Below are 12,913 nucleotides of genomic sequence, written 5' to 3'. Positions count from 1 at the left end.
GCGGGCCGGGGCCCGGTGGGTGTCCGGGCGGCTCAGATCACGACGCCCATCTCGGCGTTCTCCGCGTCCTTGGAGGAGACCCGGATCACCAGGACCGCGAGGACGAACGCGCCGAGCAGGATGAAGCCGGTCACCATGAAGGCCGTGCCGTAGCCCTGCGCGAGCGCGTCGAACACCGCCTCACGGACCTCCGGGGGCATGTGGGCCGCGTCCGCGGGCCCGTAGCCCTCCGCCGCCTCGGCGGCGGCCGGGCCCAGCAGTTCGGTGATCCGGTCCTTGGTGACGGTGACCGCGACGGTCCCGAGGGCCGCGAGACCGAGCGCGGCGCCGACCTGCTGGCCGGCGTTCAGGAGGGCGGAGGAGACACCGGCCTGGGCCTTGCGCACCCCCGCCACCGCCGCCAGCGTGAGCGGCACGAAGCACAGGCCCACGCTGCAGCCGGAGAGGACCAGCGGTCCGAGCAGATCGCCGCTGTAGCTGCCGTCCTCGCTGAGCCGCGAGAACCAGAAGAAGGCGACGGCGGCCAGCAGCGTGCCGGCGCCGAGCAGGATCCTCGGGCCCACTCGCCCCACCGCCTGGCTGCTGATCGTCGCGCAGACGGCCGCGCCCACGGCGAACGGCAGGAAGGCGAAGCCGGTCCTCAGCGGGCTGAAGCCGAGCACGATCTGCATGAAGAGGGTGAGGAAGTAGAAGAGGACGATCATGCCGGCGCCGAGCGTCAGCATGATGGCGTACGCGCCGGACCGGTTGCGGTTGCGGAAGATGCTCAGCGGCATGAGCGGGGAGTTGCTGCGGATCTCGATGACGAGGAAGAGGGCCAGCAGCGCGGCGCCGACGACGAGCGGGGTGACCGTGCCCGCACTGCCCCAGTCCTCGGTGGCCGCGTGGATCAGCCCGTAGACCACGAGCGACATGCCGACGGTCGAGGTGACGGCGCCCGGCAGGTCCAGGCGCCGCCCCGCGGTGGTGACCCGCTCGGCGGGGAACGCCTTGACCGCGGCGAGCAGCAGCAGCACGCCGATGGGGACGTTCACGAACAGCACCCAGCGCCAGCTGAGCGCGTCGGTGAAGACGCCGCCCAGCACGTTGCCGAGGGCGCCGCCGGCGCCGCCCATGGCCGCGTAGATGCCCATGGCCTTGTTGCGTTCGCCGCCTTCGGAGAAGGTGCTGGCGATCAGCGCCAGTGCGGCGGGTGCGACGAGTGCTCCCGCCATGCCCTGCACGGCCCGGGCGGCGATCAGCCAGCCCTGGTTGGTCGCCAGGCCGCCGAGCAGCGAGGCCACCGTCAGCAGGGCGACGCCGAAGAGGAACGTACGGCGCTGGCCGTACATGTCCGCGATCCGCCCGCCGAGCAGCAGCAGACCGCCGAAGGCGAGCGCGTAGGCGTTGACCACCCACTCCAGGTTGGTCGCGGAGAAGTCGAGGGCCCCCTGGATGGACGGCAGCGCCACATTCACGATCGAGACGTCGAGGACGACCATCAGCTGGGCGACCGCGATGGCGACCAGCGCCAGCCCTTTGCGGGAACCGGGCTCCGTCGCGGCGTCGGCCCGCGCGGAAGCGGGCGGGGCCGCGTGAGCCTGCCCCAGGGAACGTTCGGACACCAGAATCTCCTGCCGGTGAGCATGAGGGAACGGGACGGCGTGGGCGGCTCGCGCACAAGTGCGGAACAACCTGACCCACAACTTCGGAACAGTATGTCCCGCAGTTGGTTCCGGTGCAAGCTGTTCCACACCGGCTGGCCGGGGTGTCCTGCCGGACTCCTGCCCGTGGCCATCGGCCCACCTCCACGCCCCCAGCGGGACGGCAGATCGTGAGGACCGACGCGTCACGGACCACCCCCGCCTCGGGAAGGAACCCCTCCGATGACCCAGCCGCCGGCCACGTCCCGCGCCCCGTCCACGCCGGCTCCTCCCCGGATGGAGGAGCTCGCTCCGGGCGTCCACGCCTACATCCAGCCGGACGGTGGCTGGTGCCTGAACAACGCCGGCGTCCTGATCGGCGACGACGCGGTGGCCGTGGTGGACACCGCCGCCACCGAGCGGCGGGCCCGTGCCCTGCGCGCGGCCATCGCCTCGCGCACCCCGCTGGAGGTGCGCACGATCGTCACCACCCACCACCACGGCGACCACCACTTCGGCAACGCGGTGGTGGCCCCGCACGCCACCGTGGTGTCCCACGAGGTCACCCGGACCGAGATGGCCCGGCGCGGTCTCGCGATGCGGGAGGTCTGGCCGGCCACGCAGTGGGGCGACGTCCGCCTGACCCTGCCCACCCTCACGTTCCGCGAGCGTGCGACGCTCCATGTCGGCGGCCTCACCGCCGAGTTGATTCACGTCGGCCCCGCGCACACCACGAGCGACATCGTGGTCTGGCTGCCCGGACAGCGCGTCCTGTTCGCCGGTGACGTCCTGCTGCCCGGCTGCACCCCCTTCGTCCTCATGGGCTCGCTGAGCGGCACCCTGGAGGCGATCACGCGGCTGCGTGCCCTGGACCCCGCCGTCGTCGTCGGCGGACACGGCCCGGTCGCCGGCCCGGAGGTGCTCGACGCCACGCAGGAGTACCTGGAGTGGGTGCGCGACACGGCACGGGCGGGACTGGCCGCCGGTCTGTCCCCCCTCCAGGCCGCCCGCGACACGGACCTCGGCCCCTATGCCGCACTCCGTGACCCCGAGCGTCTGGTGGCCAATCTGCACCGCGCCTACGCCGAGGAGTCGGCGCTGCCGCCGGACACCGAGATCCGGTCGGCCCCCGTCTTCGCGGAGATGGCGCAGTTCAACGGCGGCCGTCCCGTCGCCTGCCACGCCTGAGGGGCGGGTGCGCGACCGCCGCCGGCCCCCGTGCACGCCACGGGCGCACCCGGACCGCCGGGGCCGGGCCGGTCCGGGTGCGCCCGTGACGCGGTCAGCGGGCGGGGCTGCGCTCGGTGAACTCCTTGGCGTGGCGCAGCGTCGCCAGACTGTTGGTGCCCAGGGCGTCCCGTACGAAGGCGCGCGCGCCGGCCACCGTGGTGCCGGGCCCCAGCAGCGTGAGCGAGGACGGGTTGATGACGACGGTGTGGCGTGCCACGGCCGTCGTCACGCCCTCCGACTCCTCCAGCAGCCACGCCCCGACGTGTGCGGTGAGCAGCGGCGGCACGCGGAGCTGCTTGTACACGATCCGGGACGGCCCGAGGCTCACCCGCACCGATGCGGTGGTGTGCCGGGAGCCGTCCCTGGCGAGGGTGTCCATCTCGAGGATCTGGACGTCCGTGTCCGGCTCCGTCAGCTTCACCCGGGCCACGTGCGGAAGCAGGTCCTGCCACTGTTCGGCGCGCCACAGGAACGCGTGCACGGCGGCGGCCGGCGCCTCGATGTCCACCCGGTCCTCGAACGTGCACAGCAGGTCCCCCAGCTGCCCGGCGGACTCCGCGGTGGCCTTCATCCGGCTCAGCTCGGCCTCGCTGTTGTGGTCCAGCGCCCGGTTGATCCACTCGACGTTCGCGGGGGCGTCGTCCTGGGCCGTGAAGTCGTGGAGCAGTACGACCTCGCACCGCTCCCCGGTCAGGGGGCGGATCTGCCACTCGCCCCCCATGGACGTCGCCGGTGCCGTGGTCCTCTCCTGCCGGAAGCCGACCGTGAGCCCTTCCGGGTCGAGCCGGCGACGGGACTGCCAGGACTTCACCTCGTCGTTGGCCGTGGCCCAGATCCGCAGGATCTCCTCGCCGCCGCCGAGCGGCGTCTGCTCGACGTGCACCGACGGGGGGAAGACACGCGGCCAGTCGGCGGCGTCCGCGATGATCCGGTACACCGTCCGTGCGGGAGCGTCGACGGTGATCGTGTGCCGAGCGTGATGCGTCACTGTCATGGTGGGTCCGGCTCTCCTTCGGTGGGGCTGGGCGCGGGTGCGCTCCGTCCGTACGCCGTCGCGCGTGCGGACGTGCGCTCGTCAGTAGTTGCCGAGGCCACCGCAGACGTTGATGGCCTGGGCGGTGATGGGGGCGGCGGCGGGACCGGCCAGGTAGGCGACCAGGGCGGCGACTTCCTCCGGCGCGGTGTAGCGGCCCAGGGGGATCTTGGCCTCGAACCGCTTGAGCACCTCTTCCTCGGCGATCTCCCAGTGGCCCGCGTACCCCTGCCTGACCGACCTGGCCATGGGGGTCTCCACGTACCCCGGGCACACGGCGTTGACGGTGATCCCGGTCTTCGCCAGTTCCAGCCCGAGCGACTTGGTGAAGCCGATGACGGCGTGCTTGGAGGCGCTGTACGGAGCCCCGAGCATCACGCCCTGCTTGCCGCCCGTCGAGGCGATGTTGATGATCCGGCCGGACGGCCTGGCCGCCATCCCGCCCGCGTTGAGTACCTCGCGGGTGACGCGGAAGACGCTGGTGAGGTTGGTCTCGACCACGTCGTTCCAGAGTTCGTCGGGGATCTGCGCGGTCACGCCGCCCCCGCTGCGGCCCGCGTTGTTGACCAGGATGTCGATCGGGCCGAAGCGGTCGACGGCCGCCGCGACGGAACGGGCGACGTCGACGCCCGACCGCACGTCGGCGGCGACGCCGTCGATCGTGATGCCCGCCTCCGTCAGCTCCTTCACCGTCGCCGCCACGTCCTCGGCACCGCGCGCGGTGATGAAAACCTTGATACCGGCCGCCCCCAGGGTCTCGGCCACCGCACGGCCGATGCCCCGCGTGGCCCCCGTGACCAACGCGACCCGAGACTCCCCGCTCTGCGGCTCCGCCGTCATGATGCTCCCTCCCGACCTGCCCGATGCTGCCTGTACACGGCCGAGCCTGGCGGGCGGCCCTGGAGGATGACTGAAGACCCGGGAGTGCGGAGGGGCGCGGGGCCGCGGGAGGGCCGAGCCGCCCCGCACCAGTTGACGATGACCGGCTCTCCAGGTCCGGGTGCCAGGGTCGGGCGGACGATGACTCGACCGGGAGGACAGCATGGGCACGACTTCGCCCGCCCGCGGCCACGAAGGTGTGGAGGTGCCCGTCGGTCCGGGGACGCTCCGCAGTGTGCTGCGCGAGGTTCCGACGGCCGTCACCGTGGTCACGGCGACCACGGGAGGCAGGCCGGCAGGTTTGACCGTGGGGTCGTTCGTGTCGGTGTCCCTGGACCCGCCGCTGATCGGGATCTTCGTCGACGAGAAGTCCTCCAGCTGGCCCCTGATGAGGGACTCGGCCACGTTCACCGTCAACGTCCTGTCGGGTGACCAGCAGGAGCTGTGCGCACGCTTCGCGACCAGCGGCGGTGACAAGTTCGCGGGGCTGGCGCTGCAGCAGTCCCCGCTGGGGAACCCCCTGCTACCCGGCATCGTCACCTGGCTCGACTGCCGGGTCGAGGAGATACGCAAGCTGGGGGACCACTACTTCGCCCTGGCCCGCGTGGCCGGTGTGGGCACGACGGCGACGGGGGGCGCGACGTCGATCGTCTTCCACCGGGGCGCCCTGCACGCCATTCCGTGAGGCCCGCTGCCCCCGTGCCCCGACGACCGGAGTCCGGGACGGCGTTCCGCCGGCTCCGGAGGCACCCCGCGGGGCCGGGAGGACGGTACGGGGGGCGCGGAAGGCGGCAGCCGCCGGGCGGCCCCGGTAGAGCTCACCGCCCGCCGTCCCGCCCGCGTCCCGCCCGTGCCGTCCCATCCGGCGCACCGGTCGGAACGCCGGGTCAGCGGCCGGCCCCGGTGGCGACCGGAGGCCGCTGCGGCTCGGGGTGGGGGCCCTGCTGCTCGGGCGGTCGCGGCCGGGCGGGCTTCCCCCGCATGAGCACGGCCACGACCAGGGTGGCGGCACCGAGCACGACCGCACCGATCAGGCTCGTCCGGGACACCGCGTCGGAGAAGGCGGATCCCACCGCGTCGGCCATCTGGACCGAGCCCCGCGCGACCTCCGCCGCCTGCCGTTCGAGCGCGGCGGCGTCCTCGGGAGACGCCTGTGCGGCCTGTTCGGCCAGTTGCCGCGCCTTCTCGTCGAAGGACTGTGCCACGGCGTTGCCCGCGGCGACCGAGTCCGTCGCGGCCTCCAGCGCCTCCGGGGGGACGTCGCGCCCCTCGGTCGCGTCGGTGAGGTTCGCCGCGTACGAGGAGGCGAGCGCCGAACCGAGCACGGCAATGCCGAGCGATCCCCCGAGTTCGAGCGAGGTGTCGTTCACCGCGCCGCCGACGCCGAGTTCCGACTCGGGGAAGGCGCCCATGATGGTGTCGGTGCACGGGGAGACGGCGAGACCCAGGGAGACGCCGAGCAGGGCGAGCGGGGCCACGAAGTCCGCGTACGTGGAGCTCGCGTCGACGCCGACGAGCAGGGCCAGGGCCGTCGTGCCGCCCACCATCCCGACCGTCACCATGACGCCCGGGCCGAGACGCGGTGTCAGCGCACCGGTCGCCGCGGCGCCGAGGAACACCCCGAGGGCGAGCGGCAGCATGCGGATGCCGGTCTCCAGCGGGTCGTGGTCCAGGACGAACTGGAAGTGCTGCGTGAGGTAGTAGAAGACACCGAACACGGCGAGGAAGAACACCGCGATGGCGAGGTTCGCGCCGGCGAAGGCGCGCTGCGCGAACTTCCGCACGTCGAGGATGGGACGCGGGTGGCGCAGCTCCCACCCGACGAACAGCAGCAGACCGAGCCCCGCGATCCCGGCGGCGGTGAACGCCGACGCGCCCCAGCCGAAGTGGGGACCGTCGATGATCATGTAGATCAGGGCGCCGGACCAGATCACCGAGAGCACGCCGCCGCCGTAGTCGATGCGGCCGCGGTCGCCGGCCTTGGACGGCGGGACCAGGACGTACGCCGCCAGGACGGCGATGACGCACACCGGGACGTTGATCAGGAACGTGGACTCCCAGCCGTTGCCCTTCAGGAGCACGCCGGCGATGAGCGGTCCGGCGGCGATGGAAAGCCCCGAGGTCGCCGCCCAGATGGTGATGGCCTTGGCCCGTTCCTCGCGGGGGAACGTCGCCGCGAGCAGGGAGAGCGTCGCGGGCATGATCATGGCGGCGCCGAAGCCCATGACCGCGCGGACCACGATGACCTGCACGGAGGTGTCGGCGAACGCGCCGGCCACCCCGCCCGCCGCCATGATCAGCAGACCGAGCACGAGCGAGCCGCGACGGCCGTACTTGTCGCCGATCGCGCCGAGCAGCAGCATCAGCGCGGCGTACGGAACGGTGTACGCGTCGATGACCCACTGCAGGTCGGAGCTGGACAGGTCGAGGTCGCGGGTCATGGCCGGCGCCGCGACCGTCAGGGCGGTGTTCGCCATGACCGAGATCATCAGACTCAGGCAGAGCACCAGCAGCGCCCACCAGCGACGGGCATACGGCCTGCTCAGACGCTCGACCGGCTCGTTGACGAATAAGGGCATGGGTCCCCCTCCGTTCTGGGTTCCGGCTCCGCGGCCGACTGCCGGCACGCGCGGAGCGGCGCACAACAGTAAGTTGCACACGACTGTGCAATGTAGCGGTACTTGCACATGGCTGTACAACTAGGAAGCATGACTCCACATGCGTCGAGCCTCAGAGCCGAGGCCAACCGCCGGCACATCCTCGATGTCGCCCTCACCGAACTGCTCCGCGCCCCGGATGCCTCCATGCATCACATCGCCCTCGCCGCGGGCGTCGCGAGGCGCACGGTGTACGGGCACTTCCCCAGCCGCGACGCGCTGGTCGCCGCGCTCATCGGCGAGGCCGTCGAGGCAGTGGAACAGGCCCATGCGGTGGGCCGTGAGGGGGTGGCCGATCCCGCGGAGGCGCTGGCCCGCTCGCTCCTCGCCGTCTGGGAGGTCGTCGACCGCTACCGCCTGCTCCTCTCCCTCGCCCGGCAGAGCCTCACGATGGAGGGCATCCGGGACCGCCTGGGCGCCGTGCACGCGGCCGGCACGCGACTCATCCAGCGCGCGCTGGACGACGGGGCGTTCACCTCGCCGCTGCCGGCGGAGGGGCTGCGCTACGTGCTGGAGGGTGTGCTGTTCTCGGTGATGGAGGCCACCAACGCCGGACATGTGCGCCCCGAGGAGGCGGGCCGCGCCACCACGGTCACCCTCCTGTGCGCGGCGGGCATGCCGCACGACCGTGCCGCCGAGCTGGTGGCCGGCATTTTGGACCGGTGAGACCCGGCGTCGCGGGGTGCCGTCACCGCGCCCCGCGACACGCCCCGGGCGAGGGTGCGCCCATCGGGCGCCCACCGTCCGGTCATCGCGCGGTCTGCGGCCGCCCTCGCGGTGCCCGCCCGTGACCGCCTCGGCGCCCGTCACTTCCTGGTCAGCGAGGTGACCGCGATCGGCGCGGGTATGGAACGCTCACATCCGGTTTGTCCGGTAGAACGGCAGACACCGTTAATCTTGTTTCGGCCACTCACTGCCGTTAGGTTGCGGTGCGGTTCGTCCGTGCCGCATGTCGCCCCCCGAGGGGGCGCCGCCGAGGTCCCCCCATCGTCGCAGTGACGCGCCGCCGTCGGGAAGAGCAACTGAATCCGTACCGTCTCAGGCAAGCGGGGAGTCCTGATGTGGTTTCGTATGCTTGGCCCTCTCGAAGTCATCGAGGACGGGCGGTCGATAGCCCTGGGCGGTACGAAGCAAAGGGCCACGCTGGCCTATCTGCTGCTGAACGCGAACCGCGTGGTACCGGCCTCGGAACTGCTGAACGCCCTGTGGACGGACGGGGACACCCCCATCACGGCGCGCAAGATCCTGCAGAACTCCGTGTGGGGGCTGCGCCGTGCCTTCTCGGCCCACCACGCCGGACGCGTGGCCGACACCCTGGTGACGAAGGCGCCCGGGTACATGATCCAGGTCGATCCCGACCAGGTCGATCTCCAGGTGTTCCACCAGCGCATCACCGAGGGGCGGGCCGCCCTGCAGGCGGGGCTCCCGGACAAGGCGGCGAGGGCCCTCAAGGGCGCGCTGGACCTGTGGCGGGGGCGGCCCCTCGCCGACCTCGCGGAAGCCGGGTTCCGCTGGCCCCAGCTCACGACGGCCGCGAACACGCGGCTCGACGCGATCGAGGACTACTTCGAGGCCGAACTGCGGTGCGGGCGTCACCAGTCGGCGCTCGACGCGCTGGAGTCGACGGTCGAGGCGGAGCCGCTGCGTGAACGCCTCTGCGGCCAGCTCATGCTGGCGCTCTACCGCTGCGGCCGGCAGGCGGACGCCCTGGACGTCTACAGCCGGCTGCGGACCTCGCTGATCGACAACCTCGGCCTGGAGCCGGGGCGCGAACTCCAGTCGCTTCAGCAGGCCATCCTGAACCACGACACCGAGCCGGCCCCGTCCTGGCCCGCCGCCCGCGAGGCGCGTGCCGAAGGCGTCCGCGCCGACGACGTCGCGACCCCGGCCGCGGCCGGGGAACCGGCGGAGCCGGGGACGGAGGTGCTCGACCGGGCGGAGCGGCCGGCCGGCATGCCGCCGGCGCCCGGCGCCGAGGCGGCCGGGCGGCCGAGGATCCCGTCGACGGCACCCGCCGGCGCGCACCGGATCGTCAGTGTGCTGCTCCTGAGGCTGGACTTCGGGCCCACGCCGGACGATCTGCCGGCGGGCGGAGCCGACAGCCTGCGCGACGGTACGGCCGACCGCGTCCGCAGCCTCGTCACCGCGTTCGACGGCATGGTCATCGGCTCGCTCGGCTCCACCCACCTGGCGGTGTTCGACGCCCTCGACTCCGGCGGCAACCACGCGTGGTCCGCCGTGCGCGCCGCCATGGCGATCCGGGACGAGCTCCACACGGCGGGACCCTCGGCCCCGCTCCCGCGGCCCGTCGGGGAAGGGCGGGGACCGGCGCTGCACGCCGCGGTGGCGACCGGAGAGGCACGCCTGCGGCCCGGTGGGGGCGGGTCCGCCGCCACCGGGTGGACGGTCGGCGGGGAGCCGCTGGAGGAGAGCCAGCTCCTGCTGGGCCGTGCCGGGCCGGGCGAGATACTGGTCTGCGGGACGACGCGCCGGATGACGGCGTCCGCCGTCCGCTACGACAGCGCGGGCGGCCTCGCGCACGCGTGGCGGGCCAGGGAGGAACGCACCCGCTTCCCCGGGGCCCAGCTCACGCTCGCCGACCGGGAGGTCGAGCTCGACGTCCTGCAGGCCCTGTGGCACAGGGTGCGCCATCACGGCACGCCCCATGTCGTCACCATCCTCGGCGGCCCCCACACCGGGAAGAGCCAACTGCTCGAGGAGTTCGAGCGCCGCATCCTGAACCAGGCGATCCCGCCCCGGTTCCTCTCGTTCTCCCTGTCCCACCCGTCGAGGACGTACCCCCCGTTCAGCGAGCACGGGACGGAGGCCCGCATGGCCGAGTTGGCGGCCCTGCTCGACTCGGGGGCACCGTCCGGCGGCCCGGCGGAACCGCGCCCGGTCGTGATAGGCATCGACGACCTGCACCTGACCGACGAACCCCTGCTGGACTACGTGGACAGCGTGTGCAGCGGGACGGCCAGCGGACCGGTGTTCGTCGTCACGACGGCACGCCCGGGACTCTTCCGCAGGCGGCCGGCGTGGGGCGGGGGCACCTCGCTCATGACGTCCCTCTCGCTGGACCCGCCGGCCCTGTGCCTCAGGAACGTCCTGCGGAACGCGCACCTCGGCACACCCGACGCGCCGGACGACTCCTACTGAGCGTCTCCGCCCGGAGCCCGGCAGGTCGCCGGCCCCGGGCCCACCGCCGTGCTCCCGGACCGGGGGACGGGAGCACCCGAGCGCGCGGTGTCAGTGCTGCCGCGCCTCCTCCAGGGCCCCCTGGCTCAGGGCGCCGCCGCTGACCGCCGCGTCCAGCACGTCGATCAGCCGGGCGATCTGCGCGTCCCGTACGGAAAGCGCCCGGGAGACGCCCCAGATGCTCCCCGCGGCAAGGACGAGAGCCGCCGCGGTGAAACGCCAGTCCTCAAAGCTCTTCAGCATTGTCATCCCGTGCTTCAACTATGGACAGTAGGAGTTCCACTCAGTTACATTCTAGCCAATGACATAACTTACGAGCTATAACAAACCATAGGCCAGCTATCATGTCAATGGATACGACTGCGAGGAAGCAATGGGCCAGCAAACGTCAAGTCCCTGGGTGAAACGGCGCCGGCAGGCCACGCTTCTCGAAATCCGTACGACGGCGCGCCAGTTGTTGCGCAAACACGGCCCGACCGGAGTGACGGTCAATGCCGTGGCCCGGGAGATGGGCATGAGCGGCCCGGCCGTGTACCGCTATTACGTCAGTCACGACGCCCTCGTCGAAGCGATCATCACGGACTTCTACCAGGAGCTCACGTCGACGATGCTGGCGGCGCGGGACGCCTGTCCCCCCGAGCACCCCGGCCGCAGACTGCTGATGACGTGCCGGGCCATGCGCGCCTGGGCCCTCGACCATCCCAGTGAGTTCAGCTGGATGTTCGCCAGCCCCGTGATGTCGGCGGCCAGACCGGACGAGGAGTCCCCCCGGCAGCGGGCCGGCCAGCAGTTCGAGAGCGTCTTCCTCGACCAGCTCGTGGACGTGTGGGAGCGGGCCCCGTATCCGGTGCCGGCCTTCACGGACCTGGCGCCCTCCATCCAGCGGCAGATGACCGACTACTCGGCCCGGACGAACAGCACCCTCCCGCCCGAGGCGCTGCACCTGTTCCTGTCGAGCTGGATCAAGCTCTACGGGCTCCTGTGCATGGAGATCCTCCGCCAGCTCGACTTCGCCTACAGCGACCTCGAACCGGTGTGGGAGGAGAACCTGTACGAACTGTGCGCCATGCACAACCTGACGTACGAGCCCCCCGCCACGTGACACCCGGCCCTCGCCGTCGCGGCCCCGCCCGTCGGCACGGCGGCAGGTCAGCGCGGGAGCAGCGAGCCCCGCACCGTCGCCGCGACCTGCTGGACCTGGTCATGGAGATAGAAGTGACCCCCCGGGAAGATGCGCACCCCGGCGGGGCCCGAGGTGAGGTCCTTCCACTGCGCCGCCTCTTCCGGCGAGACGATCGGATCCGCCTCCCCGGTCAGCACCGTGACGGGACAGTCCAGCGAGGCTCCGGGCGTCATGCCGTACGCCGCCAGTGCCCGGTAGTCGGCCTGCACCACCGGCATGATCATCGCCACCATCTCGGGGTCGCGCAGCACGTCTTCGCCGACGCCTCCCAGCCGGTGCAACTCGGTCAGCAACTCCTCCGCCCCGGCCAGCAGATCACCGGGGCGCGGGCCCGACTGCGGGGCGGCGCGGCCCGAGGCGAACAGGTGCGTGAGGTCCTTGGCGGGCCGCCCCCCGCGCAGTGACAGGGCGGTCTCGAAGGCCACGAGCGCCCCCATGCTGTGCCCGAAGAACGCGTACGGACGTCCGTCCGAGAGAACCGCCTCCAGCTCCTCGCGGACCGCCTCGGCCATACGGGGAATGTCCTCGACCGGCTGCTCCCTGTGACGGTCCTGGCGGCCCGGGTACTGCACGCCCAGCACCTCGACGTCCGGTGCCAGCGCCCGCGCGAGACCCGCGAAGAAGGTGACGGCACCGCCCGCGGGCGGGAAGCACACCAACCGGATGTCCCCCGGACCCGTCGTCCCCATCCGCCGTATCCAGTGGCTGCTGTCCATCGATCGGTGCCCTCTTCCTGTCCTGTGGTCCGTCTTGTTGGTGGTCCCCCCGCTCGCGCGGGTCCCGCGCGGGGTGGGCGTCCGGGACAGGCGGCCGGCCCCGTTCCCGGGGCCGGCCGCCTGGGGATGTGCGGCTACTCGGCCCCGTCGACCAGCGCGAACAGCTCCTCGTCACTGGCGTCGTCGAGGTCGTCGGCGGGCTCGTGGCCTCCCTCCGCCCCGTTCCCGGCCAGCTCCAGGAGCCGTTGCAGCTGCTCGGTGACCTGCCGGCGCAGCGCCTCGTCCTCTCCGACGCCCCGGATGCGCTCCTCCAGCCCGCCCAGGGTCGTGATCAGGGTGTGGGTGGTGGGGGTGTGGTGGGTGAGTTGTTGGTCGAGGTGGTGGGCGAGGGTGGT

The 12,913-nt window shown here is 72.3% G+C and carries 11 protein-coding genes and 1 pseudogene; 5 read left to right on the top strand and 7 right to left on the bottom strand.

Annotated elements, in window-relative coordinates; translation table 11 throughout:
- Positions 1–32 precede the first annotated feature (32 nt).
- Positions 33–1,604 carry a DHA2 family efflux MFS transporter permease subunit gene (locus IE118_RS31055; protein ID WP_229847025.1) on the bottom strand — a complete coding sequence of 524 codons (1,572 nt, stop codon included), beginning with the start codon at positions 1,602–1,604 and terminating at the stop codon, positions 33–35.
- A gap of 261 nt (positions 1,605–1,865) precedes the next feature.
- Here IE118_RS31055 and IE118_RS31050 point away from each other — a divergent pair, with 261 nt between their 5' ends.
- Positions 1,866–2,810, top strand: a complete 945-nt coding sequence (locus tag IE118_RS31050) for an MBL fold metallo-hydrolase (RefSeq protein WP_189561435.1) — start codon at positions 1,866–1,868, stop codon at positions 2,808–2,810.
- Positions 2,811–2,904: 94 nt separating this feature from the next.
- Here the strand turns inward: IE118_RS31050 and IE118_RS31045 are convergent, their stop codons facing one another.
- Together IE118_RS31045 and IE118_RS31040 are read right to left on the bottom strand one after the other, a co-directional pair.
- Complete coding sequence (locus tag IE118_RS31045; RefSeq protein WP_189561434.1) at positions 2,905–3,846, bottom strand: aromatase/cyclase; 942 nt, start codon at positions 3,844–3,846, stop codon at positions 2,905–2,907.
- An 81-nt stretch (positions 3,847–3,927) separates the two neighbouring features.
- On the bottom strand, positions 3,928–4,725 hold the full coding sequence (locus IE118_RS31040; RefSeq protein WP_189561433.1) for an SDR family NAD(P)-dependent oxidoreductase: 798 nt from the start codon (positions 4,723–4,725) through the stop codon (positions 3,928–3,930).
- 202 nt (positions 4,726–4,927) lie between these two features.
- Between IE118_RS31040 and IE118_RS31035 the strand changes: the two genes are divergently transcribed.
- Positions 4,928–5,449, top strand: coding sequence for a flavin reductase family protein (locus IE118_RS31035; protein WP_189561432.1), 522 nt, complete (start codon positions 4,928–4,930; stop codon positions 5,447–5,449).
- A gap of 202 nt (positions 5,450–5,651) precedes the next feature.
- Here IE118_RS31035 and IE118_RS31030 read toward each other — a convergent pair whose 3' ends face one another.
- Entirely contained in the window at positions 5,652–7,343 is a 1,692-nt protein-coding gene (locus tag IE118_RS31030; RefSeq protein WP_189561431.1) for an MFS transporter, read from the bottom strand.
- 129 nt (positions 7,344–7,472) lie between these two features.
- On the opposite strand from IE118_RS31030, the gene IE118_RS31025 reads away from it, so the two are divergent.
- A complete protein-coding gene (locus IE118_RS31025) occupies positions 7,473–8,087 on the top strand; it encodes a TetR/AcrR family transcriptional regulator (protein WP_306430413.1) in 615 nt (204 codons plus the stop codon).
- 405 nt (positions 8,088–8,492) lie between these two features.
- Positions 8,493–10,580, top strand: a complete 2,088-nt coding sequence (locus IE118_RS34255; protein ID WP_229847024.1) for a BTAD domain-containing putative transcriptional regulator — start codon at positions 8,493–8,495, stop codon at positions 10,578–10,580.
- Positions 10,581–10,670: 90 nt separating this feature from the next.
- Here the strand turns inward: IE118_RS34255 and IE118_RS31015 are convergent, their stop codons facing one another.
- Positions 10,671–10,862 (bottom strand): hypothetical protein, encoded by a 192-nt coding sequence (locus IE118_RS31015; protein WP_189561429.1) that lies wholly within the window; start codon positions 10,860–10,862, stop codon positions 10,671–10,673.
- Between the two features lie 130 nt (positions 10,863–10,992).
- Between IE118_RS31015 and IE118_RS31010 the strand changes: the two genes are divergently transcribed.
- Positions 10,993–11,721 (top strand): TetR/AcrR family transcriptional regulator, encoded by a 729-nt coding sequence (locus tag IE118_RS31010; RefSeq protein WP_189561428.1) that lies wholly within the window; start codon positions 10,993–10,995, stop codon positions 11,719–11,721.
- 47 nt (positions 11,722–11,768) lie between these two features.
- On the opposite strand, the gene IE118_RS31005 is transcribed toward IE118_RS31010, so the two are convergent.
- Together IE118_RS31005 and IE118_RS31000 are read right to left on the bottom strand one after the other, a co-directional pair.
- Positions 11,769–12,518 (bottom strand): thioesterase II family protein, encoded by a 750-nt coding sequence (locus tag IE118_RS31005; protein ID WP_189561427.1) that lies wholly within the window; start codon positions 12,516–12,518, stop codon positions 11,769–11,771.
- A 134-nt stretch (positions 12,519–12,652) separates the two neighbouring features.
- Positions 12,653–12,913 (bottom strand): annotated as a pseudogene (locus IE118_RS31000) (hypothetical protein); the annotation flags it as partial.

Source organism: Streptomyces pilosus (assembly GCF_014649835.1).
GTDB classification, from domain to species: domain Bacteria; phylum Actinomycetota; class Actinomycetes; order Streptomycetales; family Streptomycetaceae; genus Streptomyces; species Streptomyces pilosus.
Note: the sequence above shows the minus strand (reverse complement) of the source record. Positions and strands in the feature narration are given on the sequence as shown.